At 68.5% G+C, this 25634-nt stretch carries 22 protein-coding genes; 17 read left to right on the top strand and 5 right to left on the bottom strand.

What is annotated here, in order from left to right; genetic code table 11:
• Positions 1-39: 39 nt before the first annotated feature.
• Genes CCUG20998_RS03610 through CCUG20998_RS03585 form a run of 6 tightly spaced genes read left to right on the top strand, consistent with a single transcriptional unit; the run spans position 40 to position 5444 of the window.
• Positions 40-1356: an NAD(P)/FAD-dependent oxidoreductase gene (locus CCUG20998_RS03610; RefSeq protein WP_020731732.1), complete on the top strand. Its 1317-nt coding sequence runs from the start codon at positions 40-42 to the stop codon at positions 1354-1356.
• Positions 1350-2066: a DUF1365 domain-containing protein gene (locus CCUG20998_RS03605; RefSeq protein ID WP_020731731.1), complete on the top strand. Its 717-nt coding sequence runs from the start codon at positions 1350-1352 to the stop codon at positions 2064-2066. The genes CCUG20998_RS03610 and CCUG20998_RS03605 overlap by 7 nt, the downstream gene beginning before the upstream one ends.
• Entirely contained in the window at positions 2063-3349 is a 1287-nt protein-coding gene (locus CCUG20998_RS03600; protein WP_038578793.1) for a class I SAM-dependent methyltransferase, read from the top strand. Before CCUG20998_RS03605 ends, CCUG20998_RS03600 begins: the two co-directional genes overlap by 4 nt.
• A 17-nt stretch (positions 3350-3366) precedes the next feature.
• Entirely contained in the window at positions 3367-4140 is a 774-nt protein-coding gene (locus tag CCUG20998_RS03595; protein WP_099052686.1) for a DUF1295 domain-containing protein, read from the top strand.
• A 45-nt stretch (positions 4141-4185) separates the two neighbouring features.
• A complete protein-coding gene (locus CCUG20998_RS03590; RefSeq protein ID WP_011739564.1) occupies positions 4186-4749 on the top strand; it encodes a sigma-70 family RNA polymerase sigma factor in 564 nt (187 codons plus the stop codon).
• Entirely contained in the window at positions 4746-5444 is a 699-nt protein-coding gene (locus tag CCUG20998_RS03585; protein ID WP_020731728.1) for an anti-sigma factor, read from the top strand. The genes CCUG20998_RS03590 and CCUG20998_RS03585 overlap by 4 nt, the downstream gene beginning before the upstream one ends.
• A gap of 11 nt (positions 5445-5455) precedes the next feature.
• Here CCUG20998_RS03585 and CCUG20998_RS03580 read toward each other — a convergent pair whose 3' ends face one another.
• Both CCUG20998_RS03580 and CCUG20998_RS03575 read right to left on the bottom strand, forming a co-directional pair.
• Complete coding sequence (locus CCUG20998_RS03580; protein WP_038578789.1) at positions 5456-6304, bottom strand: hypothetical protein; 849 nt, start codon at positions 6302-6304, stop codon at positions 5456-5458.
• A gap of 9 nt (positions 6305-6313) precedes the next feature.
• Positions 6314-6829 carry a mycothiol transferase gene (locus CCUG20998_RS03575; RefSeq protein ID WP_012392711.1) on the bottom strand — a complete coding sequence of 172 codons (516 nt, stop codon included), beginning with the start codon at positions 6827-6829 and terminating at the stop codon, positions 6314-6316.
• Positions 6830-6894: 65 nt separating this feature from the next.
• On the opposite strand from CCUG20998_RS03575, the gene CCUG20998_RS03570 reads away from it, so the two are divergent.
• From CCUG20998_RS03570 to CCUG20998_RS03560, 3 genes are all read left to right on the top strand, one after another.
• Complete coding sequence (locus CCUG20998_RS03570; protein WP_038578787.1) at positions 6895-8643, top strand: N-acyl-D-amino-acid deacylase family protein; 1749 nt, start codon at positions 6895-6897, stop codon at positions 8641-8643.
• A 95-nt stretch (positions 8644-8738) separates the two neighbouring features.
• Positions 8739-10205, top strand: coding sequence for a capsule stability/integrity protein PPE10 (locus CCUG20998_RS03565; RefSeq protein ID WP_038578785.1), 1467 nt, complete (start codon positions 8739-8741; stop codon positions 10203-10205).
• Between the two features lie 36 nt (positions 10206-10241).
• Positions 10242-10661, top strand: coding sequence for a hypothetical protein (locus CCUG20998_RS03560; protein ID WP_038578780.1), 420 nt, complete (start codon positions 10242-10244; stop codon positions 10659-10661).
• 85 nt (positions 10662-10746) lie between these two features.
• Here the strand turns inward: CCUG20998_RS03560 and groL are convergent, their stop codons facing one another.
• Complete coding sequence (gene groL, locus CCUG20998_RS03555) at positions 10747-12372, bottom strand: chaperonin GroEL (RefSeq protein ID WP_012392707.1); 1626 nt, start codon at positions 12370-12372, stop codon at positions 10747-10749.
• 309 nt (positions 12373-12681) lie between these two features.
• Here groL and CCUG20998_RS03550 point away from each other — a divergent pair, with 309 nt between their 5' ends.
• The 7 genes from CCUG20998_RS03550 to CCUG20998_RS03520 all read left to right on the top strand — a co-directional run bounded on the left by CCUG20998_RS03550 (position 12682) and on the right by CCUG20998_RS03520 (position 22735).
• Positions 12682-13185: a cupin domain-containing protein gene (locus tag CCUG20998_RS03550; protein ID WP_103654012.1), complete on the top strand. Its 504-nt coding sequence runs from the start codon at positions 12682-12684 to the stop codon at positions 13183-13185.
• A gap of 46 nt (positions 13186-13231) precedes the next feature.
• On the top strand, positions 13232-14170 hold the full coding sequence (locus CCUG20998_RS03545; RefSeq protein ID WP_020731723.1) for an SDR family NAD(P)-dependent oxidoreductase: 939 nt from the start codon (positions 13232-13234) through the stop codon (positions 14168-14170).
• 18 nt (positions 14171-14188) lie between these two features.
• Complete coding sequence (gene moeA, locus CCUG20998_RS03540; protein WP_020731722.1) at positions 14189-15394, top strand: molybdopterin molybdotransferase MoeA; 1206 nt, start codon at positions 14189-14191, stop codon at positions 15392-15394.
• 313 nt (positions 15395-15707) lie between these two features.
• Positions 15708-18884: a PE family protein gene (locus tag CCUG20998_RS03535; RefSeq protein WP_116269090.1), complete on the top strand. Its 3177-nt coding sequence runs from the start codon at positions 15708-15710 to the stop codon at positions 18882-18884.
• Between the two features lie 85 nt (positions 18885-18969).
• A complete protein-coding gene (locus CCUG20998_RS03530) occupies positions 18970-19692 on the top strand; it encodes a phosphatidylserine decarboxylase (RefSeq protein WP_012392702.1) in 723 nt (240 codons plus the stop codon).
• Positions 19689-20564 (top strand): CDP-diacylglycerol--serine O-phosphatidyltransferase, encoded by an 876-nt coding sequence (gene pssA, locus CCUG20998_RS03525; protein ID WP_020728031.1) that lies wholly within the window; start codon positions 19689-19691, stop codon positions 20562-20564. The genes CCUG20998_RS03530 and pssA overlap by 4 nt, the downstream gene beginning before the upstream one ends.
• Positions 20561-22735 (top strand): AAA family ATPase, encoded by a 2175-nt coding sequence (locus CCUG20998_RS03520; RefSeq protein ID WP_038578778.1) that lies wholly within the window; start codon positions 20561-20563, stop codon positions 22733-22735. Before pssA ends, CCUG20998_RS03520 begins: the two co-directional genes overlap by 4 nt.
• 6 nt (positions 22736-22741) lie before the next feature.
• On the opposite strand, the gene CCUG20998_RS03515 is transcribed toward CCUG20998_RS03520, so the two are convergent.
• Together CCUG20998_RS03515 and CCUG20998_RS03510 are read right to left on the bottom strand one after the other, a co-directional pair.
• Positions 22742-23398 carry an LON peptidase substrate-binding domain-containing protein gene (locus CCUG20998_RS03515; protein WP_020731720.1) on the bottom strand — a complete coding sequence of 219 codons (657 nt, stop codon included), beginning with the start codon at positions 23396-23398 and terminating at the stop codon, positions 22742-22744.
• A gap of 138 nt (positions 23399-23536) precedes the next feature.
• Complete coding sequence (locus tag CCUG20998_RS03510; RefSeq protein ID WP_036457019.1) at positions 23537-24844, bottom strand: MFS transporter; 1308 nt, start codon at positions 24842-24844, stop codon at positions 23537-23539.
• 84 nt (positions 24845-24928) lie between these two features.
• Here CCUG20998_RS03510 and CCUG20998_RS03505 point away from each other — a divergent pair, with 84 nt between their 5' ends.
• Positions 24929-25600 carry a FadR/GntR family transcriptional regulator gene (locus CCUG20998_RS03505; protein ID WP_231389819.1) on the top strand — a complete coding sequence of 224 codons (672 nt, stop codon included), beginning with the start codon at positions 24929-24931 and terminating at the stop codon, positions 25598-25600.
• Positions 25601-25634 lie beyond the last annotated feature (34 nt).

The following is a 25634-nucleotide window of genomic DNA, read 5'->3' as shown; positions in this document are numbered from 1 at the left end:
AGCGGCCAACCAAGCGGCCGGCGGCTCCGAATACCTCATGTGCAGCAGAAAACTCTCACCCAGCGTTCGATAGCCGTCATCGGCAGCGGCGTCGCCGGACTGACCGCCGCCTACCTGCTGTCCGGACGTGACCGGGTCACCCTCTACGAGGCGGACACCCGACTCGGAGGACACGCCCATACGCACTGCCTAGACGCCGGCGACGGCACGTTCGTGGGCGTCGATTCGGCGTTTCTGGTCCATAACGACCGGACCTACCCGACGCTGTGCCGATTGTTCGCCGAGCTCGACGTAGCCACCCAAGAGTCAGAGATGTCGATGTCGGTGCGCGCCGACGACATCGGGCTCGAATATGCCGGAGCGCTGGGACCACGCGGCCTGTTTGCCTGCTCGGCAGCACTGCGGCCGCGCTACCTGGTGATGCTGGCCGAGATCCTGCGCTTCCACCGGGCCGCCTCCAGATTGCTGCGCGAGGACACAGCCGGCAGCGCTGGGGACAATCCGGAGACGCTGGAGGCGTTTCTCAAACGGCACCGCTTCTCGTCGTTCTTCGTCGACTACTTCATCACGCCGTTGGTGGCCGCCGTGTGGTCGTGCGCCGCCGGCGATGCGCTGCGCTACCCGGCCCGGTATCTGTTCGTCTTTCTCGAGCATCACGGCATGCTGTCGGTTTTCGGATCACCGACGTGGCGCACTGTCACCGGTGGCAGCGTCAACTATGTGCGCGCCATCGCCTCGAGTCTGGACGAGGTTCGCACCGGCGCCGCGGTGCATTCGCTGCGCCGGACGGCCGACGGGGTCGTGATACGGGCCGGTGGCGACGCGCCCCGCTGTTTCGATGCCGCTGTCGTCGCCGTCCACCCCGATCAAGCCCTGCTGTTGCTCGATGATCCGACGACCTGGGAGCGCAACGTCTTGGGGGCAATCCCCTACTCGACCAATCGCGCCCTGCTGCACACCGACGAATCGGTGCTGCCACGGCACCACCGAGCCCGGGCATCGTGGAACTACCTGGTGGCCCCCGGACAGGACCATGTGGTGGTCAGCTACGACGTCAGCAGGTTGATGCGCATCGGCGGCAACCGCCGTTTCGTGGTCACCCTCGGTGGCCACGACCGGGTGGATCCCCGATCGGTGATCGCCGAGATGACCTATAGCCATCCCCTCTACACGCCGGAATCTGTTGCCGCCCAGCGTGTTTTGCCGACGCTCGACGACGATCGGGTGGTGTTCGCCGGGGCCTACCACGGCTGGGGATTCCACGAGGACGGTGCCGCATCGGGACTACGCGCGGCGCGGCGGCTCGGAGCCGACTGGCCGGCCCGAACCCGACCGGAGGCGATGTTGTCATGCTGACTCAAACCCGGGTAATGACACCGGCGATCTACCGCACCACCATCACCCATGCGCGGCGGGTCCCGGTGCACCACTCGTTCGGATACCGCAGCTACAGCTGGTATGTCGACGTTGACGACTTACCCCGGCTGCCGTGGTGGCTACGGCCGATGGCCCGGTTCCACGCCGATGACCACTTCATGTCCCCGCCGCAGGGATCCCTTCGGGACCGCCTGGAGGCTTTCTTCGCCGAACAGGGCGCCGAAATCCCTGACGGCCGCGTCACCGCGCTGCTGCAGGCGCGCGTATTCGGATACGTCTTCAATCCGTTGAGCGTCTTTTGGTGCCACGACCGCGACGGCAGGCTGCGCCACGTGGTGGCAGAGGTGCACAACACCTACGGGGGACGCCATGCCTACCTGCTACCGCCGGCCGAGCTGCCGGTGGCCGCCGCCAAGAACTTCTACGTCTCACCGTTCAACCAGGTCGACGGGTACTACCTGATACAAGCGCCACGGCCCGAAGCCGAGGTGGACGTCACGGTTTCGCTGCACCGCGAGAACCGGCAGAGCTTCACCGCCAACCTGCACGGGAAACGACTACCAGCGACAACCAAACAAGTCGCGATCATGCAAATCATTGCGCCGTTGGCCCCGTTGGTGGTGGCCGCCCGCATCCGGATACAGGGGATCAAATTGTGGTTGCGTCGAGTTCCGGTGGTACCGCGATGAGTGTCGACACCGTCCGCGAGCCCCTCCAAGAACGCTCCGAAGTCATCGATTCGCGGCGCTGGCCGGCGGTGGCGAAGCCGCCGTCGGGCCCGCTTGCCGCGGTAGCTGCCGCAATCGCACACCGGCTGCTGCGCCGCGCGGTTGCCCGGCTGCCACTACGACTGGTCTACCCGGACGGCACCTCAATCGGTGCCGCCGATGGGCCCACCATCGTGGTGCACCAGCCGGCCGCGCTGGCCCGGCGGATCGGGCGAAGCGGCCTGATCGGCTTCGGCGAGTCCTACATGGCCGCGGAGTGGTCATCAAACGATCTCGCCGCGGCGCTGACGGTGTTCGCCGAGTCGGTGGCCGAGCTGATACCACCCTCGCTCCAGCGGCTGCGACCCATCGCACCGGCTTTTCGGCCGCGCTGGCGAGACCCCAGTCGCGATGAAGCCCGACGCAACATCGCCGAACACTACGACCTGTCGAATGAGCTGTTCGCGCAGTTCCTCGACGACACCATGACGTATTCGTCGGCGCTCTTCGACCAGCTACCCGCCGCCTGGCCGGATCTGGCTGCGGCCCAACGGCGCAAGATCGATCGGTTACTCGATATGGCCGAGGTTCGCGACGGTAGCCGGGTGCTCGAGATCGGCACCGGCTGGGGCGAGCTGTGCATCCGGGCGGCGTCGCGGGGCGCGCAGGTCCGATCGATAACCCTCTCGGTCGAACAGCAGCGGCTGGCACACAGGCGGGTCGCCGAGGCGGGCCTATCCCATCTGGTCCAGATCGACCTGTGCGACTACCGCGATGTCGGCAGCGAGGGCGCAGCCTATGACAGCGTGCTCTCCGTCGAGATGATCGAGGCGATCGGATACCACTCGTGGCCAAAGTATTTCGCCGCGCTGCAGCGGCTAGTGCGGCCGGGCGGGAAGGTGGCGATCCAGGCGATCACCATGCCCCATGACCGGATGCTGGCCAGCCGCAATACCTTGACCTGGGTGCAGAAGTACATCTTTCCGGGCGGACTGCTGCCGTCCACCCAGGCGATCGCAGACATCACCGAGCGCCACACCGCCTTGCGCACCATCGACAAGGCCTCACTGCGACCGCACTACGCGCAGACCTTGCGGCTGTGGCGGGAGCGGTTTCTGCAGCGCCAGGGTGAGCTGGCACAGTTGGGCTTCGACGAGGTGTTCAAACGGATGTGGGAGCTGTACTTGGCCTACTCGGAGGCCGGATTCCGGTCGGGTTACCTCGACGTCTACCAGTGGACGTTCGAACGTGAGGATGGCCGGTGATCGGAGACGGAATTCTGCTGATCTCCGGCGCATCTGCCGCCGCGCTGATCGTCGTGCATTCGGTGACATTTGCGATCGGCCACCGCATCGGCCGCTACAACGTCGTCGACGTGGCCTGGGGGCTGGGGTTCGTCGCCGTTGCCGCCGTTTCGGCGGTACTGGGCAGCGGCGACCCGACCCGCCGGTGGCTACTGCTGGCGCTGGTGGCTATCTGGGGTTTGCGGCTGAGCTGGCACATCCACCGCAAGACGGCCGGCAAGGGAGAAGATCCGCGCTACACGGATCTGCTCCGCGGCGCCACGCTGGGGCAGGTGGTGCGCAAAGTGTTCGTGCTGCAAGCATTCTTGACGCTGTTCATCTCCTTCCCGTTGCAGCTGTCTGCCGTCACCGGGCCGACGCCGAAGCCGCTGCTGGCCGTCGGGGCGCTGGGCGTGGGGGTGTGGCTGCTCGGCGTCGTCTTCGAGGCCCTGGGCGACCACCAGTTGCGGGCGTTCAAGGCCGACCCCGCCAACCGGGGCGCCATCATGGATCGCGGCCTGTGGGCCTGGACGCGCCACCCCAACTACTTCGGCGACGCCTGCGTCTGGTGGGGATTGTGGCTGGTCACCATCACCGGCTGGGTCCCGCTGATCACCGTGGGCTCACCGCTGCTGATGACGTACTTCCTGGTCGACGTCAGCGGCGCGCGACTGACCGAGAAGTACATGAAGGATCGTCCCGGGTTCGGCGAATATCAACGGCGGACGGCGTATTTCGTGCCCCGGCCGCCTCGATCGGCGCGTCATCAATGACCGGTCCGGCGATCTTGGCGCCAACTGGCGATAGGCTACCGATCGATGACCGGACCGCCGGGGCGCAGCGACGACCTCAACGCCCTATTGCGCCAGATCGCGCGGGGCGAGCGCGACGCGTTCGCCATGTTCTACGACCACACCTGTACACGGGTGTATGGACTGGTGGCACGGGTGTTGCGTGATGCCGGCTACAGCGAGGAAACCACCCAGGAGATCTATCTCGAGGTGTGGCGGACGGCATCGGATTACGACGCCACCAAGGGCTCTCCCCTGGCCTGGTTGCTGACCATGGCGCATCGGCGCGCGGTGGACCGGGTGCGCGCCGAGCAGGCCGGCAGCCAGCGGGAGTCGCGCTATGGCGCGGCCAATGTCGATCTGGCCAGTGACGTGGTCGCCGATTCGGCGATCGCCGGTGATGAACGTCGCCGGGTGGTGGAGTGCCTGGATGGGCTGACCGACACCCAGCGGCAGTGCATCGAGCTGGCCTACTACGGCGGGCTGACCTATGCCGAAGTGTCGCAACGGTTGGCCACCAATCTTTCGACGATCAAATCACGCATGCGCGACGCGCTGCGCGGTCTGCGTAACTGCCTGGATGCGTCATGACCGAGCCGACCGACTTCCAACTGCTCGAGCTGGCGACACCGTATGCCCTGGATGCGGTCTCCGACGAGGAGAGACTCGACATCGAGCGCCGGCTTGGCGCAGCACCGGCGCCGGTGGCCGCCGCATTCGACGAAGAAGTTCGGTCGGTGCGCGAAACGATGTCGGTGGTATCGGCCGCCACGGCCGCGCAGCCACCACCAGAGCTGCGCCAGGCGCTGCTCGCAGCCGCGGAGCCCGCTCAGAGCCGCCGTCAACCACGTTGGCGCACTGCAGTTTTCGCTTCCGCCGCGGCGATCGCGGTGGGGCTGGGCGCGTTCGGCCTGGGCGTCCTGACCCGACCGTCGGCATCGCCGACGGTCGCCGAACAGGTGCTGGCCGCGCCGGATGTGCAGACGGTCTCCGGCCGGCTCGGCGGCGGAACGGCCACCGTGATGTTCTCCCGCGATCGCAACGCGGGTGTGTTGGTGATGAACAATGTGCCGCCGCCGTCTCCGGGCACCGTCTATCAGATGTGGCTGGTCGACGCCAAGGGGCCGACATCGGCGGGAACCATGGGCCCCACGGCGGTCACGCCGTCGACAAAAGCGACGCTGACCGATCTCGGCGACTCGACGACGCTGGCGTTCACCGTCGAGCCCGGAACGGGTTCGACCAAGCCGACCGGCACGGTGCTGGCCGAGCTGCCGCTACGCTGACCCGTCCGGCGCTAGTTCCACAGGCTCCTGATCATCGCGGCCACGGCACCCACCACCACCAGCGCGACGCCGGCAAGCAGCGTCAAATTCAGCCACAGATGCAGGCTGCCCTCCGCGGTATTGACCATGACATCGGCAATGCGGCGGATGTCACCCGTGGTGCGGTTGAGTGCTTCGTTGACGTATCGACCGCCGACTTCGATGCCCGCCCAGCCGGCAGCGCCGACCATTAGCGCCGAGACACCCAGACTGCTCAGCGCCTTGCCGCGGCGGCGGGCGGTGATCAGCGTCAGCAGCCCGCAGACCACCGCGAGGGCCGCCGCCCCGATGCTGACCCAGGGACCCCAGACCGCGGCTCGGCGCAATTGGCCCTGATGCAGGGGCTGGGGAGTCGACACCGTCAACGGAACTCGCAAGGTGTCGGGCACCGTCACGTGATAGCTGCTCAAGACCTGCTGGATGGAACTGTCGTTGAGCATCGGCGCCAGGTCGACCACCCAGCGCTCGCCGTCGGCCGCGGACTGCGGTTCGTTGAACAACCAGTCGTGTGCCACCCGATTCGCCTGAGCGAACAACGGCGGAAATGCCGCGCTGGTGGTAAACGACATGGCCGCCTCTTGCACCGCCGACCCGTCGATCGCGTCGTGCTGGCCGCCGCGCTTGGCGATGAGCGCCATGGCACGGGTGCTGAGTTCAGCGGCCATCGCCGACTGCAGCACCGGATCATCGGCGGCCCGGCCGGCCAGCGCGGTGTAGCCGTCACGATCGATGATGTGTGTCTGCGCCCACGCGGCCGGGACCGCCACCGCCAGCGCGACCGTGGTGGCCAGCCATAAGACCACCGTCGCAAGCAATCGCACGCCTAGAACCTACTGGGCGATCCCGCGCAGGTAGGCAGCCTGTCCCAGGTGTTGGGCGCAGTCGTCGACCACGCTGATCAATCGGACGCTCGCGGTGACCGGCGGATCCCAATGGGTGTCCACCACGCGGGACAGTTCCTCGGCGGTCACACCCGCGACGTACTGCAGCGTCAGGGCGTGCACCGCGTGGTAGTAGCCGGCCAGCAGCTCGGCCGGCGCACGCACTTTGGCCACATCCTGCGCGCCGTGCCCGTAGCCGGTGTCGCCGCGGGGCAGGTCCAGCCCGAACCGGTCCACCCAGCCATCACGCGTCCACGCCTGTTCGACCCCGGCGATGTCGGCCACCTGGACGTCCTGGACCCGCGCGCTGTGCCAGATCAGCCAGGCGATGCTGTTGGCGGCCGGTGTTGGCCGGTAGTTGGCCACTTGCTCGGTCAGACCGTCGGTGAGTTCATCGACGTGTTCGATCACTCGGGTGAACGCGTCGCGCAGCAGCTCGCGGGCCGCGGCATCGGAGGTAGCCATACGGCCGACTCTACGAGCGCCATCGGACCTGGCACCACCGACCGCCGCGGTCGTAAATTGATTAGATGAGCTACGACCTCCTCATCCGTAACGGAACCATCGTTGACGGGCTGGGGGGTGAGCCGTACGTCGGCGACGTCGCGGTACGCGACGGCATCATCGTGGCCGTCGGGCCACCTGACGACTCGGTCAACGGCGACGCCGCCGGGCGGGTGATCGACGCCAGCGGCCTGCTGGTCACCCCGGGGTTCGTCGACCTGCACACCCACTACGACGGTCAGTCAATCTGGTCAGACCGGCTGACACCATCATCGACGCACGGCGTGACGACCGTGCTGATGGGCAATTGTGGGGTGGGTTTTGCGCCGTGCCGCCAGCAGGACCACGACGTGCTCGTCGACGTGATGGCCGGTGTCGAGGACATCCCCGGCGTTGTCATGACCGATGGCCTGCCCTGGACCTGGGAGACGTTCCCCGAATTCATGGACGCGTTGGAGGCGGGAGCACGCGACATCGATGTGGCCGCCTTTCTGCCGCACTCCCCGCTGCGGGTCTATGTCATGGGTCAGCGCGGCGCCGACCGCGAGCCGGCCACCCCCGAAGACCTGGCCACCATGCGGGCACTGGCCAAGCAGGCAATCGAGATCGGTGCGCTGGGGTTCGCGTCGTCGCGGCTGACCATCCACAAGACCGAGAGCGGATCGCCGATTCCGAGCTACGACGCCGCCCGTGCGGAGATCGAAGAGATCGCCAAGGGCGTCGTCGACGGCGGCGGTGGCCTGTTGCAGTTTGTGCCCGACATCCCAGCCGGCGGCTACCAGCCGGTGTTGCAGACCGTGTTCGATGTAGCCGAGGAGGTCGGGCTGCCAGTCACGTTCTCGTTGGTGGTCGGCAACGTTGGCGAACCCAGCTGGCCCGATGCCATCACAATGGTCGAGAACGCGAACAAGAACGCGGGCGAGGGAACCCGCTGCACCGCGCAGCTACTTCCCCGTCCGATCGGGCTGATCATCGGACTGCAGCTGTCGGCAAACCCATTTGTGCTCTATCCCAGCTACCGCGAGATCGCGCATCTGCCGTTGGCCGAGCGCGTCGCCGAAATGCGCAAACCCGACGTCCGGGCCCGCATCCTGGCCGATAAGCCCGGCGTCGGGCATCCGATTCTGTACGTGGCGCAGGCCTGGGACTGGATCTTTCCGCTGGCTGAGGACCCCAACTACGAGCCGGCGGCAGCCGACAGCATCGGGGCTCGGGCTCGCGCCCACGGCGTCAGCCCGATGGAGGAGGCCTACGACCGGCTGCTCGACGACGACGGGCACGCCATGTTGCTGGTCGCGACCAGCAACATGGAGAACAACTCGCTGGACACTGTCGGCAAACTATTGCATCGCGAAGACGTGGTGCTCGGTCTCGGCGACGGGGGCGCCCACTACGGGATGATCTGCGACGCCAGCTACTCGACCTACTTTCTGACGCACTGGGCTCGCGATCGGGCATCCGGGCGATTCAGCGTGGCCGAAGCCGTCCGCGAACTCACATCCGTGCCGGCCCGGGTGGCCGGCCTGGGCGACCGCGGACGCATCGCGGTCGGCTACAAGGCCGACCTCAACGTCATCGACCACGCCGCACTCCGACTGCACAAGCCGGTCATCAGGTATGACCTGCCCGCGGGCGGGCGGCGCTTGGATCAGACCGCCGAGGGCTATGTTGCGACCGTGGTATCGGGTCAGGTGATCGCCGAGAACGGGGTGCCGACCGCTGCCCGGCCCGGCAAGCTGGTCCGCGGACGGCAGTCAGCCCCGGTCCCGGCGTGAGGGAACTTGGGGGTTCCTGTAAACCCCCTATGGATCGACATTTTTCCGATGCCGATACGGCCACGGTAGCGGCCGTCGCCAGGTAGTTTGGGCTGGTGACAAACCCGCATTTTGCGTGGTTGCCGCCAGAGATTAATTCGGCACTAATGTTCGCCGGTCCCGGAGCGGGGCCGCTGCTTGCCGCTGCCGCGGCTTGGGGCGGTTTGGCCGAGGAATTGGCGTCAGCGGTGTCGTCATTCAGCTCGGTCACCTCCGAGTTGACCAGTGGCTCATGGCTGGGCCCCTCGGCGGCAGCCATGATGGCTGTCGCCACCCAATACATGGCGTGGCTCGGTGCGGCTGCGGCACAGGCGGAGCAGGCGGCCGCACAGGCCGCTGTCACGGCAGGCGCGTTCGAATCGGCTCTGGCGGCGACGGTGCAGCCCGCGGTGGTCACGGCCAACCGCGGGCTGATGCAGGTGCTGGCGGCCACGAACTGGCTGGGTTTCAACACCCCCGCGATCATGGACATCGAGGCCGCCTACGAGCAGATGTGGGCGCTCGACGTGGCGGCGATGGCCGCCTACCACGCCGAAGCGTCGGCGGCCGCTTCGGCGCTGGCGCCCTGGAAGCAGGTGCTGCGCAACCTCGGTATCGACATCGGCAAGAACGGCCAGATCAACCTGGGCTTCGGCAACAGCGGCACCGGCAATGTCGGCAACAACAACGTCGGCAACAACAACTGGGGCAGCGGCAACACCGGAAGCAGCAACATCGGCACCGGCAACACCGGAAGCAGCAACATCGGTAGCGGCAACACCGGTAACAGCAACGTCGGGTTGGGCAACCTGGGCAGCGGGAACGTCGGCTTCGGCAACACCGGCAACGGCGACTTCGGGTTCGGCCTGACCGGCGATCATCAGTTCGGCTTCGGCGGCTTCAACTCGGGTAGCGGCAACGTCGGAATCGGAAACTCGGGCACCGGCAACGTCGGCTTCTTCAATTCCGGCAACGGAAACATGGGTATCGGCAACTCAGGCACCCTCAATTCGGGCCTGGGCAACTCCGGGAGCATGAGCACCGGTTTCGGCACTGCCAGCATGAGCAGCGGCATGTGGCAATCGATGCACGGCAGCGACATGGCAAGCTCTACCAGCTTGGCCAGCTCGGCCACCTACGCAACGGGCGGCACGGCAACCTTGAGCTCGGGGATCCTGAGTTCGGCGCTGGCACACACCGGCGGCCTGAATCCGGCGCTGGCCGGCGGATTGACCCCCACCGCAGCCACCCCGGCTGCCGCCGCTCCCGCGGCCGCGGCGCCGGTAGCGGCGGCGGCTGCCGACGCCGGCCCCGTCTCTGCGGGTGCAAACAGTGGCTCCACCGCGGGCGCGGGCCTGCGCAGCCCGGCTGCCGGATACTCCGGCCTGTACAACTCGGCTAACAGCGATGCGGGTGCGCGAAGCGTCGCCACCCGTGAAGCGCCGGCAAACGCCGGTGCGGGCATCCCCAGGTCCAGCTTCTATCCGAACCGCGAGACGGCTGACAGCGAAGCCGACATCCAGCTGCCGCTGCGCACGGAGTAGTCACACCCCATCCGGCCGGCATCTATCCTCGATTGCATGGCTGCCAAGAAGGTGGACCTCAAGCGGTTGGCCGACGCCTTGACCGACTACCCGTTCGCCTACCTGATCACCGTTGACGACGACCACCACGTGCACACGGTGACCGTGGAACCGGTGCTGCGAGGCCTGCGCGACGGCCCGGACGGACCGCGCGCGGTCATCGAGGTCGGGCTGATCGGCGGCCGCACCCGCGCCAACCTGGCCAGCCATGGTGATGCCACGCTCCTGTGGCCGCCACCCGAGCCCGGCGGCTATTCGCTGATCGTTGATGGGCGCGCCGAGGTATCCGACGCCGGCGCCGAAACGGCCCAGTGCGCTGTGCTGCCCACCAAGGCGTTGCTGCACCGCAACGCCGACTCTGCCGCCACAGCCAGCGGCTGCCTGCATGACTGCGTCGTGTTCTCCGAGCCTTCCTAGCGCGCGCCCGTACACACACGAAAAGCCCGGCCCCCCGAAGGGAACCGGGCTTTTTCGTGCTTGCGAACTTGCGCGCCTTGCGGACTTAGAAGTCCATGCCGCCCATGCCGCCGGTCGGGTCGCCCGCGGGAGCGGCCGCCTTCTCCGGCTTGTCGGCGACAACGGCCTCGGTCGTCAGGAACAGACCCGCGATGGACGCCGCGTTCTGCAGCGCCGAACGGGTCACCTTGACCGGGTCGGCAACGCCGGCCTTGAGCAGGTCCTCGTACACACCGGTGGCGGCATTCAAGCCGGTACCGGCGGGCGAGTTACGGACCTTCTCGGCCACCACACCGGGCTCCAAGCCACCGTTGAAAGCGATCTGCTTCAGCGGAGCCTCGAGAGCCACCCGGACGATGTTGGCGCCGGTGGCCTCGTCACCGGACAGCTTCAGCTCGTCCAGCGACGGGACCGCGTGCAGCAGGGCGACGCCACCACCGGCGACGATGCCCTCCTCAACGGCAGCCTTGGCGTTACGGACCGCGTCCTCGATGCGGTGCTTGCGCTCCTTGAGCTCCACCTCGGTGGCAGCCCCGGCCTTGATCACCGCAACACCGCCGGCCAGCTTGGCCAGGCGCTCCTGCAGCTTCTCACGGTCGTAGTCGGAGTCGCTGTTCTCGATCTCGGCGCGGATCTGGGCCACCCGTCCAGCGATGGCGTCGGAGTCACCGGCGCCCTCGACGATGGTGGTCTCGTCCTTGGTGATGACGACCTTGCGGGCCTTACCCAGCAGCGAGATGTCGGCGGTCTCGAGGGAGAGGCCAACCTCTTCGCTGATGACCTGACCACCGGTGAGGATGGCCATGTCCTGCAGCATCGCCTTGCGGCGGTCACCGAAGCCGGGGGCCTTGACCGCCACCGACTTGAAGGTGCCACGGATCTTGTTGACGACCAGGGTGGACAGCGCCTCGCCCTCGACGTCCTCGGCGATGATCAGCAGCGGCTTGCCGCCCTGAATGACCTTCTCCAGCAGCGGCAGCAGGTCCTTCACGGTGGACACCTTGGAACTGACCAGCAGGATGTAGGGGTCCTCCAGGACCGCTTCCTGACGCTCGGCGTCGGTGACGAAGTAGCCCGAGATGTAGCCCTTGTCGAACCGCATCCCCTCGGTGAGCTCGAGCTGCAGGCCGAAGGTGTTGGACTCCTCGACGGTGATGACGCCCTCGTTGCCCACCTTGTCCATCGCCTCGGCGATCAGGTCGCCGATCGACTGGTCGCCGGCGGAGATGGCTGCGGTCGCCGCGATCTGCTCCTTGGTCTCGACCTCTTTGGCCGACTTGAGCAAGGTCTCGGTGACCTTCTCGACTGCCTTCTCGATGCCGCGCTTCAGACCGAGCGGGTTGGCACCGGCCGCAACGTTGCGCAGGCCTTCCTTGACCAGCGCCTGGGCCAGCACGGTGGCCGTCGTCGTGCCGTCACCGGCCACGTCGTCGGTCTTCTTGGCAACTTCCTTGACCAGCTCAGCGCCGATCTTCTCGTACGGGTCCTCCAGCTCGATCTCCTTGGCGATGGACACACCATCGTTGGTGATCGTGGGGGCACCCCACTTCTTCTCCAGGACGACGTTGCGACCCTTGGGGCCCAACGTCACCTTTACCGCGTCGGCGAGGGCGTTCAGGCCCCGCTCGAGGCCGCGACGGGCCTCTTCGTCGTACGCAATTGTCTTGGCCATTGCGAAGTGATTCCTCCGGATTGGGAATGAAACGGGGGTCACCGGGTAATGGCAACCCCGTTACTTACGCTGGCCGGGCGCAGTGCCCGCGACGGACGACCGAAGCCAGGTCGCAGATCACGACCAGGCCCGTTCTCACCGTCCCGACCTAGCACTCGCGGGTCGCGAGTGCCAACGTCATTTTTAGCACTCGCCTATGTCGAGTGCAAGGACGCCCCCACCCGCCGACGTTACGGCGCGCGCCGCGGCGGGCGGGCGCTCGGCCCGAACAACGGCCTGTCGCGTGAAGCGTTGGGCCACACTGGGGTGATGTCGCTCGTCATGCCTGCCTACCCGCCCTATCCTCCAGCGCGCTACACCGGCGACAAGGGAGAGGTCAGTGCTCGGCTGAAACGTCGGGACGAACCTCCCAACCTGGAGTTGGGCGGCACCAAGTACCACTACCTGGCCACCCAGAAAACCACCGATGGCGATTTTGGGCTCTACCGCGTCGATATCGCCCCGGCCGGAGGTGGGCCGGGTCCGCATTTCCACAAGACGATGTCGGAGTCCTTCTTCGTCCTGTCCGGGTCGATGCGCATGCACGACGGGCGAGACTGGGTCGACGCATCCGCCGGCGATTACCTCTATGTACCGCCCGGCGGAGTGCACGGCTTTCGCAACGAGTCCGACCAGCCGGCATCGATCCTGATCCTGTTCGCCCCCGGCGCCCCGCGCGAGGACTACTTCGAGGGGTTCCCGGGCCTGGCCGACATGACCGACGACCAATGCCGGGAGTTCTTCGTCGCGCACGACAACTTCTGGGTCCAATAGTTCTGGCGCCGGGGCCGCCCGGGCCGGAAGTGAGTATGTTCTGGCCATGAGTGCTAACGGGAAAGCCAAGAGTCATTGGTCGGCCTCCGACATCCCGGATCAAAGCGGCCGGGTGGTGGTGGTCACCGGCGCCAATACCGGGCTCGGCTACCACACGGCCGAGGCGTTGGCCGGCCGCGGCGCGCACGTCGTGCTGGCGGTACGCAACCCGGAGAAGGGCAATGCCGCCGTGGCAGAAATCGTTGCGGCCAAGCCCCAGGCCGACGTCACGTTGCAGGCCCTGGACCTGAGCTCGCTGGACTCGGTGCGCAGCGCCGCCGATGCACTGCGTTCGGCCTACCCACGCATCGACCTGCTGATCAACAACGCCGGCGTGATGTGGACACCGAAGCAGGTGACCAAGGACGGCTTCGAGATGCAGTTCGGCACCAACCACCTGGGCCACTTCGCGCTGACCGGGTTGTTGCTGGATCACTTGCTGCCGGTACCCGGCTCGCGGGTGATCACGGTCAGCAGCCTGGGCCACCGCATTCGGGCCGCGATCCACTTCGACGATCTGCAGTGGGAACGCAGCTACAACCGAGTCGCGGCATATGGACAGTCCAAGCTGGCCAACCTGCTGTTCACCTACGAGCTGCAGCGCAGGCTCGCGGCGGACTCCCAGGCCGCGACGATCGCCGTCGCGGCCCACCCCGGCGGCTCCAATACCGAACTGGCCCGAAACCTGCCACGGATGTTGGTTCCGCTAGCCAACATTCTCGGCCCGGCGCTGTTCCAGAGCGCGCAGATGGGTGCTCTGCCGACGCTGCGCGCCGCCACCGATCCCTCGGTGGCCGGCGGCCAGTACTACGGTCCGGACGGTTTCGCCGAGCAGCGCGGCCACCCGAAAATCGTCCAGTCCAGCGCTCAATCTCACGACGAGGACCTGCAACGTCGGCTTTGGACGGTCTCCGAGGAGCTCACCGGGGTCAGCTTCCCGGTCTAGCGGGCCGATAATGGCCGCATGCGGTCGGTCGAGGAGCATCAGCGGGTCGTCACCAACATGGTCCGGGCCCGTCCCGTCGCCAAGGTCCCATTGCAGCAAGCGCAGGGCCTGGTGCTCGCCGACGACGTGGTCGCCCCGCTGCCGCTACCGGTGTTCGACAACTCCGCGATGGACGGCTACGCGGTGCGGGCCGAGGACACCGTGGGCGCGAGTGCGCAGCACCCGGTGGTGTTGCCAGTGGCCGAGGACATTCCGGCGGGGCGCGTCGACCAACTGAGGCTGCACCCTGGGACGGCGCACCGGATCATGACCGGGGCGCCGGTACCCACCGGCGCGACGGCGATCGTGCCGGTGGAAGCCACCGACGGGGGCCTCGAAACGGTACAGATCAGCCAGCCCGCTGTCGCGGGCAAGCACGTCCGGCGCGCGGGTGAAGATGTCGCCGCCGGTACCACCGTCCTGCAAGCCGGCCAGCTGGTGACACCGGCAGCGCTGGGCTTGGCCGCCGCGCTGGGGCTGGCCGAGCTGAGCGTGATCCCCCGCCAGCGCGTGCTGGTGGTCTCCACCGGCACGGAGCTGGTACCGCCGGGCACGCCACTGCAACCCGGACAGATCTACGAGTCCAACGCGGTCATGCTGGCTGCCGCGGCCCGCGACGCCGGTGCGGTCGTGGTGGCCACCGACACCGCTGGGGACGATGTCGCGCAGTTCGTCGCGATTCTCGACCGACACGCGGGTGCCGCGGACCTGATCATCACCAGCGGGGGGGTCAGTGCCGGAGCCTATGAGGTTGTCAAAGACGCCTTCGGCCGCGAAGGCGATCAGGGCGTCGAGTTCGTCAAGGTGGCGATGCAACCGGGAATGCCCCAGGGCGTCGGCCTGGTGGTCGGCACGCCGATCGTGACCCTGCCCGGCAACCCGGTCAGCGCGCTGGTGTCCTTTGAGGTGTTCATCCGTCCCGCGCTGCGCCTGGCCATGGGTCTGCCGGATCCGCGGCGACCACAGCGGACCGCGGTGCTGACCGAGACGGTCACCTCACCGCGCGGCAAGCGGCAGTTCCGGCGCGCGATCCTCGACATCGGCACCGGACAGGTCACCAGCTACGGGCCGCCGGCCTCGCACCACTTGCGCTGGCTGGCCTCGGCCAACGCCTTGCTGGAGATTCCGGAGGATGACGTGGAGGTGTCCGCCGGAACCCAGGTGCAAGTCTGGGATTTGACCTAAACCGCGGCGACCGCGCCCGATATCGGTCCAATGCCCGACTGATCGCACCCCGGATCCAGGCCGGGAGCCCGCGGATCGACTATCCCCAGAAAATGAGATACCGAACGCAAAAATGAGACGATATTGTCTCGTCAATTACATTTATGGATCTGGCATAAACCCGCCTTTGTAAAAAGGCTTTACATTTAGCTTACTAAATATAACGTTTTGATAACTCTTGGCAGATCTCCAGAGTGATCAAGAATGCGAAACAAATACGATCCGTTCGACTGCTGCTTAATCGCCAAAAGCCAGGGAAACGGACGGGATACGCATGTCTTATGTGATAGCGACACCAGATTTATTGAGCGCGGCGGCAACGGATTTGGCCGGCATTGGCAACACCATCGGCCAGGCCAGCTATGCGGCGGCCGCCCCGACGACCGCGGTGATATCCGCCGCCGCCGATGAGATATCAATGCAGATCGCGGCGCTTTTCGGCGCGCACGGCCAAGCTTTCCAGGCGGTCAGCTCACAAGCGGCACTATTTCATGATCAATTCGTGCAGGCCTTGACCACCGGCGCGAGCTCATACGCGAGCGCCGAGGCGGCGTCGCAAAATCTGCTCAACTTGGTGAACGCCCCCACCCAGGCGTTGCTGAATCGCCCGTTGATCGGCAATGGAGCCAACGGGGCCGCGGGAACCGGCGCGAGCGGTGGCGACGGCGGAATACTGATCGGCAATGGCGGGGCCGGCGGATCGGGCGCGACCGGCGTCACCGGCGGGGCCGGCGGGGCCGGTGGCGCCGCCGGGCTGCTGGCCGGCACGGCCGGCGCGGGAGGCTCGGGTGGGCTCGGAGCGGGCGGCGCCGGCGGAGCCGGCGGCCAAGGCGGAACCGGTGGGCTATTCAGCGCGGGCGGGGCCGGCGGCATCGGTGGGGTGGGCGCCAGCGGTGGCACCGGCGGTGCGGGCGGCCTCGGGCTGTTCGGCGCCGGCGGGGCCGGCGGGGCCGGCGGACTAGCCAACAGCGCGGTCGGCGGTGCCGGCGGGGCCGGCGGGGCCAGCCTGCTGTTCGGCAACGGTGGCGCGGGCGGGCTCGGCGGCGGCGGAGCGACTGCCGGGGGCGCGGGCGGGCAGGGCGGCGACGCCGGCACCTTCTACGGCGACGGCGGCGTCGGCGGGGCCGGCGGGGCCGGCGGCAACATTCCCGGCAGCAGCGGCGGGGCCGGTGGGGCCGGCGGCAACGCCGGCCTGTTCCACGGCGACGGCGGGGCCGGCGGCACCGGCGGAGTCGCGACCAGCGCCGGCGGTGCAGGTGGGGCCGGCGGCAACGGCGCCGAACTGGTCGGCACCGGCGGGGTCGGTGGGGCCGGCGGAACCAGCTTCGATACCGGTGGGGCCGGCGGCATCGGCGGCAGCGCCGGCGCCCTGTTCGGCGCCGGTGGAGCCGGCGGGGCGGGCGGCTTCGGCCAAGTCAGCGGCGGCGACGGCGGGGCCGGCGGGAACAGCGGCGTGGTCTACGGCGACGGCGGGGCCGGCGGGGCCGGCGCCATCGGCGGCGCTGCTGCCGGCGGCAAGGGCGGCGACGGCGGGGATGCCGCAACGCTCTTCGGCTCCGGCGGGACCGGCGGCCACGGCGCTGCGGGCCCTGCCGCCGGCGGCGATGGCGGCCGCGGAGGCACCGGTGGCGGGCTCGCCGGATCCGGCGGTGCGGGCGGCAACGGCGCCGTGGGCACCGTCAGCGGTGTCGGCGGCGACGGCGGCAACGCCGCCGGCCTGTTCGGCGACGGCGGGACCGGCGGCAACGGCGGCCTGGCCGCTGCGGGTGGGGCCGGGGGCGACGGTGGGGCCGGCGGCAAGGCAGCACTGATCGGCAGCGGCGGCAACGGCGGCGCGGGCGGATCTGGCACCGCGGACCCCGGCGGTAACGGGGGCCGAGGCGGTGACGCCCAGCTATTCGGAACCGGCGGCAACGGCGGCAATCCCGGGCTGGGCGTCCCAGCCGGGACAGCGGGCGAAGCCGGCGCTCCTGGGCTGGCCACGTCAAACCAGGCTCTTCTCGACGTAATCAACGCGCCCACCCAGGCGCTGCTGGATCGCCCGCTGATCGGCAACGGCGCCAATGGCGCCGCGGGAACCGGGGCCAACGGCGGCGACGGTGGGATCTTGTTCGGCAACGGTGGCGCCGGTGGTTCCGGCGCGGTCAACGGCCTGGGAACCGGCCAGGCCGGCGGCAACGGCGGGGCCGCGGGGTTGCTGTCGGGCGGCGCAGGGGTCGGTGGCACCGGCGGAATCGGGGCCGTTCTCGGTGGGGCCGGTGGCACGGGCGGCATGGCAGGTCTATTCGGCGCCGGCGGTGCCGGCGGTGAGGGCGGAGGCGGCCAGAGCGGCGGGGCCGGGGGCGGTGGAGGCGTTGGACTGTTCGGGGCGGGTGGCAATGGCGGCACCGGCGGGTTCAGCCTGGTGACTGGCGGGACCGGCGGGGCCGGCGGGGCGAGCCTGCTGTTCGGCAACGGCGGCGCCGGCGGGGCCGGCGGTTTCGGCGGGACCGAGGCTGGTGGAGCCGGTGGCGACGGCGGTGCCGCCGGGGTGTTCTCCGGTAACGGCGGGGCCGGCGGCGCCGGTGGCATCGCTCCCGCAGGCACCGAAGGCGGGGCCGGCGGAGCCGGCGGCAACGCCGGCGTGTTCTCCGGCACCGGTGGCGCCGGCGGGGCCGGCGGAGCCGGCCAGACTGTCGGTGGCGCCGGCGGCACCGGGGGCGGCGCCGCCACTCTCTTCGGTGCCGGTGGGGCCGGCGGAGCCGGCGCGATCGGCCTCGATACCGGTGGGGCCGGCGGGGCCGGCGGCTCGGCTGGCGCCCTCTCCGGTACCGGAGGGGCCGGCGGGGCCGGCGGGATCGGCGTCGGCGGCGGCGGAGGCGGCGGTGGTGTCGGCGGGGCCGGCGGCAACGCCGGCGTGGTCTATGGCGACGGTGGAGCCGGCGGCGCCGGAGGCGGCGGCACGGTCGCTGCCGGTGCGGCCGGCGGATCCGGCGGCAACGCCGCCATGCTCTTCGGCAACGGCGGAGCCGGCGGGGCCGGCGGGACCGGCGCGGCAGTCGGCGGGAACGGCGGAACCGGAGGCGACGGCGGCGGGCTCAGCGGGTCCGGCGGGGCAGGCGGAAACGGCGCAGGTGGCGGCACCGGCGGGACTGGTGGCGACGGCGGCAGGGCTCGCGGGCTCCTTGGCGACGGCGGGACCGGCGGCGACGGCGGCTTTGGCGGTATCACTTCCGGAGACGGCGGCAACGGCGGCACCGGCGCCCTGATCGGAGACGGCGGCAACGGCGGCGCGGGCGGGATCGGCCTCGGGGCTGCGCCGGGTGGTGACGGCGGCAAGGGCGGCGACGCCCAGCTGGTCGGCACGGGCGGCAATGGAGGCATTCTCGGTCTTGGTTTGCCACCGGGCACCGCCGGAACGGGCGGCACTGGCGGGACACTGATCGGCGAGAACGGGCACGACGGCGCATGACGTTGTTGACGGCGCCCCGGTGTGCTCAGGCACACCGGGGCGCCGTCCGTACACTGACCGCCACGGCGCTCCGTAAGATGGCCGCGTGGCACGACGTCCCCGCCGTTCCGACTCATCCTCCGCGGAACCGACTCTGAGCCCGCAGCATCTGCTGGCGTTGGTGCGATCCACCATCCCGCCGATACACCCGGCCGGGCGCCCCTTCATCGCTGCGGGCCTAGCCGTGGCCGGTGTCGGATACCGGCACCGCTGGGCGCGCCGGACGGGGCTGCTGGCCGCCGGCGCCTGCGCCGGCTTCTTCCGTCACCCGCCCCGGGTACCACCGAGCCGGGCCGGCGCCATCGTGGCACCCGCCGACGGCGTGATCTGCGTGATCGACACCGCGGCACCACCGGCCGAACTCAGCATGGGCGACGCGCCGCTCCCCAGGGTCAGCATCTTCTTGTCGGTATTCGACGCCCACGTGCAGCGGGCCCCGGTCAGCGGCGAGGTCGTCGCCGTCCAGCACCGGCCCGGCCGCTTCGGGTCGGCCGACCTGCCCGCGGCGAGCGACGACAACGAACGCAACAGCGTGCGCATCCGCACCGCCAACGGTGCTGAAGTGGTCGCGGTGCAGGTTGCCGGGCTGGTAGCGCGCCGCATCGTGTGCGACGCACACGTCGGAGACAAATTGGCGATCGGCGACACTTACGGCCTGATCCGTTTCGGCTCTCGCCTGGATACCTACCTGCCACCGGGCACCGAGCCGGTGGTCAGAGTTGGCCAGCGCACGATTGCCGGCGAGACCATATTGGCTGACCTGCCATGACGACCAAGCCTCGGAGCAGGCGCGCGGTAAACCTGCAGATCTTGCCCAGCGCAATGACGGTGCTGTCCATCTGCGCCGGGCTGACCTCGATCAAATTCGCCCTCGAACACCAGCCGGTGCCGGCGATGGCGCTGATCGCGGCGGCGGCCATTCTGGACGGACTCGACGGCCGGGTAGCCCGCATTCTGGACGCCCAGTCGCGCATGGGCGCAGAAATCGACTCCCTGGCCGATGCGGTGAATTTCGGCGTGACGCCCGCGCTGGTGCTCTATGTCACGATGCTGTCGAAGTGGCAGGTCGGTTGGGTTGTGGTGCTGCTCTACGCGGTGTGCGTCGTGCTTCGGCTGGCGCGGTTCAACGCGCTGCTGGATGACGGCACCCAGCCCGCGTACGCACACGAATTCTTCGTCGGAATGCCCGCACCGGCGGGCGCGGTTTCCATGATCGGCCTGCTGGCCTTGAAGATGCAGTTCGGTGAGGGCTGGTGGACCTCGGTGTGGTTCCTGGCGTTCTGGATCACCGGCACATCGATGCTGATGGTCAGCGGGATCCCCATGAAGAAGATGCATGCCGTGGCGGTGCCGCCCAACCTGGCCGCGGTGCTGCTGGCGGTGCTGGCCATCATGGCGGCCGCCGCGGTGCTGGCTCCCTACATCTTGATCTGGGTGATCATCATCGCCTACGTGTGTCACATTCCGTTCGCGGTGCGCAGCAAGCGCTGGCTGGCCGAGCATCCCGAGGTGTGGGGCGACAAACCCAAGCAACGACGCGCCGCGCGGCGCGCGATTCGCAGAGCGCAGCCGCATCGCCGGTCGGTGGCGCGCCGTTCGGTGGCGCGGCTGGGGCTGCGCAAGCCGGGCGGGCGGTTGTGACCAGCCCCTATGGGGCTCCACAGCTGACGCTGACCGCCCGGCTGAACACGTCGGCGGTGGACTCACGTCGAGGCGTGGTGCGGTTGCACCCGAGCGCCATTGCCGCCCTCGGGATCCGGGAGTGGGACGCGGTTTCGTTGACCGGGTCCCGAACGACCGCGGCGGTGGCCGGCATGGCTGATGACCAGGTCCCGGTCGGCACCATATTGCTGGACGACGTGACCCTGTCCAACGCCGGACTACGCGAAGGCACTGCGGTGCTGGTCAACTCGGTCACCGTCTACGGTGCACGGACCGTGACGCTGAGCGGGTCGTCGCTGGCCACCCAATCGCTTTCGCCGATCACCTTGCGCCAGGCGCTGCTGGGCAAGGTGATGACCGTCGGCGACGCGGTGTCGCTGTTGCCCCGCGACCTGGGCCCGGGCACCTCGACTTCGGCCGCCAGCCAGGCGTTGGCGTCGGCGGTCGGCATCAGCTGGACATCGGAGCTGTTGACCGTCACCGGCGTCGATCCCGATGCGCCGGTCAGTGTGCAGCCGAACACGTTGGTCACCTGGGGCACCGGGGTACCCCACACCGCGCAGTCATCCCAGGCCGAGCGGGTCAGCGTGGCCACTCCGGAGATCCAGGTCGAGGAGCTCAAGGGCGCCCAGCCGCAGGCGGCCAAGCTCACCGAATGGCTCAAGCTCGCCCTCGATGAACCTCACCTACTGCAGTCTTTGGGTGCGGGCACCAACCTGGGCGTGCTGGTGTCCGGTCCGGCCGGAGTCGGCAAGGTGACGCTGGTGCGTGCGGTGTGTGCCGGACGCCGGCTGGTCGAACTCGACGGTCCCGAGGTTGGTGCGCTGGCCCCGGAAAATCGGCTCAAGGCCGTGGCCTCCGCCGTCGCGACGGTTCGCGACGGCGGAGGGGTGCTGTTGATCACCGACGTGGACGCGCTGCTGCCGGCCACCGCGGAACCGGTAGCCGCACTGATCCTCGGCGAGCTGCGCACCGCGGTCGCCAGCGATGGCGTGGTGCTGATCGCCACTACCGCCGCGCCCGACCAGCTCGACGCCCGGTTACGCGCGCCCGACCTGTGCGACCGGGAATTGGGGTTGCCGCTGCCCGACGCGGCCACCCGCAAGGCCCTGCTGGAAGCCCTGCTGCGGCACGTACCTACCGGCGAATTGGATATTGACGAAATAGCCGGCCGCACGCCGGGCTTCGTAGTTGCCGACCTGGCCGCGCTGCTGCGTGAGGCGGCGCTGCGGGCCGCTTCGCGAGCCAGTACCGACGGTCAGCCACCAGCGCTCACCCAGGAAGACCTACTTGGCGCGCTGACCGTCATCCGCCCCCTGTCGCGCTCGGCGAGCTCGGAGGTCGCGGTAGGAAGCATCACCCTCGACGATGTCGGGGACATGGCCCAGGCCAAGCAGGCCCTGACCGAGGCGGTGCTGTGGCCGTTGCAGCATCCGGACACGTTCGCCCGGTTAGGGGTCGAGCCCCCGCGGGGGGTACTGCTCTACGGCCCACCCGGATGCGGCAAGACCTTCGTGGTCCGGGCACTGGCCAGCACCGGGCAGTTGAGCGTGCACGCGGTCAAGGGCTCCGAGCTGATGGACAAATGGGTTGGCTCCTCGGAGAAAGCCGTCCGTGAGCTCTTTCGCCGGGCCCGCGATTCGGCGCCGTCGTTGGTGTTTCTCGACGAGGTGGATGCCCTGGCGCCCCGACGCGGCCAAAGCTTCGATTCGGGTGTTGGGGATCGGGTAGTCGCCGCCCTGCTGACCGAGCTCGACGGCATCGAACCGCTGCGTGACGTGGTGGTGCTGGGGGCGACCAACCGCCCCGATCTGATCGATCCGGCGCTGCTGCGCCCGGGCCGGCTGGAACGGCTGGTGTTCGTCGAGCCGCCCGATGCCGAGGCGCGCCGCGAGATCCTGCGCACCGCAGGCAAATCCATCCCGCTCAGCGCCGACGTCGACCTGGACGAGGTGGCCGCGGGGCTCGACCGCTACAGTGCTGCCGACTGCGTGGCATTGCTGCGCGAGGCGGCTCTGACCGCGATGCGCCGTTCCATCGACGCGGCCGACGTCACCGCCGCGGACCTCTCCGCCGCGCGCCAAACCGTCCGCCCGTCATTGGATCCGCTGCAGGTGGATGCGTTGCGCGCGTTCGCCGAAGAGCTCTGAGCCGGACTAGTCGGACAGCTGGAAATCGACCATCGCCTCGACCGAATCCACCGCCTCGGCGAGTGCGGCCAGCCGATCAGCGGCTGACGGCGCCGACAACACCGCGTAGCCGTCGGCCGGGCCCATCGGAACCCGAGACGCCAACTCGTACAACAAGGTTCCCGCGTCAGCGGCGATGTCGTCGGACTGGTAGTCGAACACCACATCGCGATCCGGCAACTCGATGCCACGGGCGGTGGCGATCCGTTCGAACAACGCCATCACCCGGTCTTCGGTGTCGCGAAACTGGGCCGCACTCACCGCTGCGCCCGGCTCATCTGGCCAGATCTGAACCGTCGCGCGCGGATAGGGCTCGTCCGGGAGCCAGTCGCACACCCGAATCCGTTCCCCAGTGCGGCACAACAACTGATAACGACCCGCGCCCTCGTCGACGTATTCGGTGATCCGGGCCAGCGTCCCGACGTCGTATCGCGACTCACCGCCACCCACCTCGCGCCCACCGGCGATCAGGACCACACCGAACGGATCACCAGTATCGAGGCAGTGTCGCACCAGCGCGCTGTAGCGAGGCTCAAAGATGCGCAATGGCAGATCCTGGCCGGGCAGCATCGCCGCCTCCAGCGGAAACATCGGTGATTCGAAGGGCTTCGGAACGGCCACCATGCCCCCTCAATCCGGGTCTGCCACACCTGCCAGACAGCAGTCGCGGTCCACACCACGATCGCAGCGCTGTGCAGAAACGCAGCGTATCGCGCAAGGCGGGGTGATCACCAAGGCCCGGCTCACCGGCCGGTCGCGCGGTCACGAGCAGCTCGTCGAACACTCCGGCAGCAGTTCTCCCTCGACAACGTCCTCGACAGCGTCCGACCCCGACTTCCGGGAAGGGGTCAACGTGTCTTCCAGATAGCGGGGCTTGCAGGCGTGATACCCACCGGCCAGCAGTGCGATCAGCGGGACCAGGAGAAATCCAAACGACAGTTCCCACCGTCCAGTGGCGTTGTAAAGGATTCCGAAGATCAGTGGTCCTGGGCTGGCCAACAAATAGCCCATGCCCTGGGTGAAACCGGACAGCGCCGCGGAACCGGTTTCGGTGCGCGACCGCAGATTGATGAGGGTGATTGCGGCCGGGAAGGTGCTTGGGCCGAGCCCGAGAAATATCGCCCAGACGATGGGCGCGGTCAGCGGAGCCCACAGCAATCCCGCGAAACCGACGAGAAAACACAACGCAGAAGCGGCGACAATGGGGAACGGGTTGGCAGCCCTAGCGCACAGCCTGGGTGTCACCAGCGTTGCAAGGAACCCGACGCCGGAGAAGGTCGCAACCATGGCGCCTCCGAGCGCTTCGCTGCCTCCGGCAGATGTCACGATCACGGGAAGCCAGGCAAACATCGCATAGGTGATCAGCGACGTCATGCTGAACATGAAGGTCAGGCCCCAGGAGATCGGCGAGCGCCAGATCGGCCCGATCGTTTTTCCCGTCCGGGCAGCGCGATCGGTGCCATTGGTGCCACGGCGGACGAGGACGAGTATCCACGGTAGAACCGCGACCGCGGGAATCAGCGCCCAGATTGCGAGCGAGGCCCGCCATCCATAGGACTCGGCCAGTGGCACCGCGGCCACGGCCGGCATGATGGTGCCCAGCTGCAGGCAGGCGAGGTAGACCGCGCTCATCAAGGCGACGCGATCGTTGAAGTACTTCTTGACCAGCGGCGGGATCACAATGTTTGCGATGCCCATGCCGACGAGGGCAAGCGTGGTGAACGCCATCAGCTCGGACGTGTCGGACGCCATCGAGCGGCCGGCAGTCCCCGCCGCTGTGGCCAAGACACTGAGCAGCGCCAGACGTTCCGGGCCGAACCGGCGGCTCAGGGGCGCGGCGAACCCGGCCAAGGCGAACATGGCGGTGGGGAGCATCCCGAAGACGCCGATGACGGTACCGCCGAAGCCCATCGTGTCTGCGACCCTCGCCAGCAGGGGCGCCATCGAGGTGACGGCGGACCGCATGGTGAAGGCGGACAGTGCGATCGCCAGCAAGACCGTCACCCTGCTGGCAAACAACGACCGGCTGGCGGTTGGGTCGTGGATCGCCGGTGCCGCCACAGCAGTCATCGGAATTCCCCCAATCCAGTGTTGGACAACGGTAGGAATCATAGGATGAATGGACGTATTGGGCAAACTGCCTATGCTGGTGGCATGCAGACAGTGCGCCGACGGACACTCATCGCCCAGGTAAGCGATCAGCTGCGCGATGAGATCACGTCAGGGCGCTGGAGAGTCGGTGATCGCATTCCCACCGAACCCGAACTCTGCGAGATGACCGGAACCGCCCGCAACACGGTGCGCGAAGCCGTGCAGGCCCTGGTACACGTGGGGATACTCGAACGACGACAAGGGTCGGGCACCTACGTCATTGCCGACGTAGAACAAGGCAGCGCCCTCGCCGAATATTTCGCGGCCGCCCGCGAACGTGATCTCTGGGAACTGCGCGAGGCGGTAGAGGTCACCGCCGCCGTCCTGTCCGCGCGCCGGCGTGATGCCGCCGATATCGAGGACCTTCGGGTCCTGCTCGCCCGGCGCAACGAACTGTGGAGCCGAGAGCCGGCGAACGACAAAGAACGCACCGAGATGACTTCGGCCGACACGGCGTTGCACCGCGCCATCGTCGCGGCCAGCCACAACGAGATATATCTACAGTTCTATGACCTGCTGTTGCCAACCATCCATCGGGCGGTGGAAGCGGGCCCGGTGGGGACATGCACCTCATACGAGCGCGAACACACCGAGCTGGTCGAGGCCATCATCGCCGGTGACCCACAGCGGGCAGAGGCGGCAGCACAGGTTTTCATCGCGCGACTGCGCCCCTAAATCCGGCGGCAGCCCGGATCCGGTCGTGCCCCGA

It is taken from the genome of Mycobacterium marinum, from assembly GCF_003391395.1.
GTDB lineage: Bacteria > Actinomycetota > Actinomycetes > Mycobacteriales > Mycobacteriaceae > Mycobacterium > Mycobacterium marinum.
Note: the sequence above shows the minus strand (reverse complement) of the source record. Positions and strands in the feature narration are given on the sequence as shown.

What these genes read in the sequence shown, in the direction of transcription:
- groL (WP_012392707.1), bottom strand. Translation starts at nt 12,372, where the DNA reads ATGGCCAAGACAATTGCGTACGACGAAGAGGCCCGTCGCGGCCTCGAG.
- CCUG20998_RS03590 (WP_011739564.1), top strand. Translation starts at nt 4,186, where the DNA reads ATGACCGGACCGCCGGGGCGCAGCGACGACCTCAACGCCCTATTGCGC.
- CCUG20998_RS03505 (WP_231389819.1), top strand. Translation starts at nt 24,929, where the DNA reads ATGCAGACAGTGCGCCGACGGACACTCATCGCCCAGGTAAGCGATCAG.
- pssA (WP_020728031.1), top strand. Translation starts at nt 19,689, where the DNA reads ATGACGACCAAGCCTCGGAGCAGGCGCGCGGTAAACCTGCAGATCTTG.
- CCUG20998_RS03550 (WP_103654012.1), top strand. Translation starts at nt 12,682, where the DNA reads ATGTCGCTCGTCATGCCTGCCTACCCGCCCTATCCTCCAGCGCGCTAC.
- CCUG20998_RS03570 (WP_038578787.1), top strand. Translation starts at nt 6,895, where the DNA reads ATGAGCTACGACCTCCTCATCCGTAACGGAACCATCGTTGACGGGCTG.
- CCUG20998_RS03585 (WP_020731728.1), top strand. Translation starts at nt 4,746, where the DNA reads ATGACCGAGCCGACCGACTTCCAACTGCTCGAGCTGGCGACACCGTAT.
- CCUG20998_RS03560 (WP_038578780.1), top strand. Translation starts at nt 10,242, where the DNA reads ATGGCTGCCAAGAAGGTGGACCTCAAGCGGTTGGCCGACGCCTTGACC.
- CCUG20998_RS03600 (WP_038578793.1), top strand. Translation starts at nt 2,063, where the DNA reads ATGAGTGTCGACACCGTCCGCGAGCCCCTCCAAGAACGCTCCGAAGTC.
- moeA (WP_020731722.1), top strand. Translation starts at nt 14,189, where the DNA reads ATGCGGTCGGTCGAGGAGCATCAGCGGGTCGTCACCAACATGGTCCGG.
- CCUG20998_RS03545 (WP_020731723.1), top strand. Translation starts at nt 13,232, where the DNA reads ATGAGTGCTAACGGGAAAGCCAAGAGTCATTGGTCGGCCTCCGACATC.
- CCUG20998_RS03515 (WP_020731720.1), bottom strand. Translation starts at nt 23,398, where the DNA reads ATGGTGGCCGTTCCGAAGCCCTTCGAATCACCGATGTTTCCGCTGGAG.
- CCUG20998_RS03575 (WP_012392711.1), bottom strand. Translation starts at nt 6,829, where the DNA reads ATGGCTACCTCCGATGCCGCGGCCCGCGAGCTGCTGCGCGACGCGTTC.
- CCUG20998_RS03510 (WP_036457019.1), bottom strand. Translation starts at nt 24,844, where the DNA reads ATGACTGCTGTGGCGGCACCGGCGATCCACGACCCAACCGCCAGCCGG.
- CCUG20998_RS03535 (WP_116269090.1), top strand. Translation starts at nt 15,708, where the DNA reads ATGTCTTATGTGATAGCGACACCAGATTTATTGAGCGCGGCGGCAACG.
- CCUG20998_RS03605 (WP_020731731.1), top strand. Translation starts at nt 1,350, where the DNA reads ATGCTGACTCAAACCCGGGTAATGACACCGGCGATCTACCGCACCACC.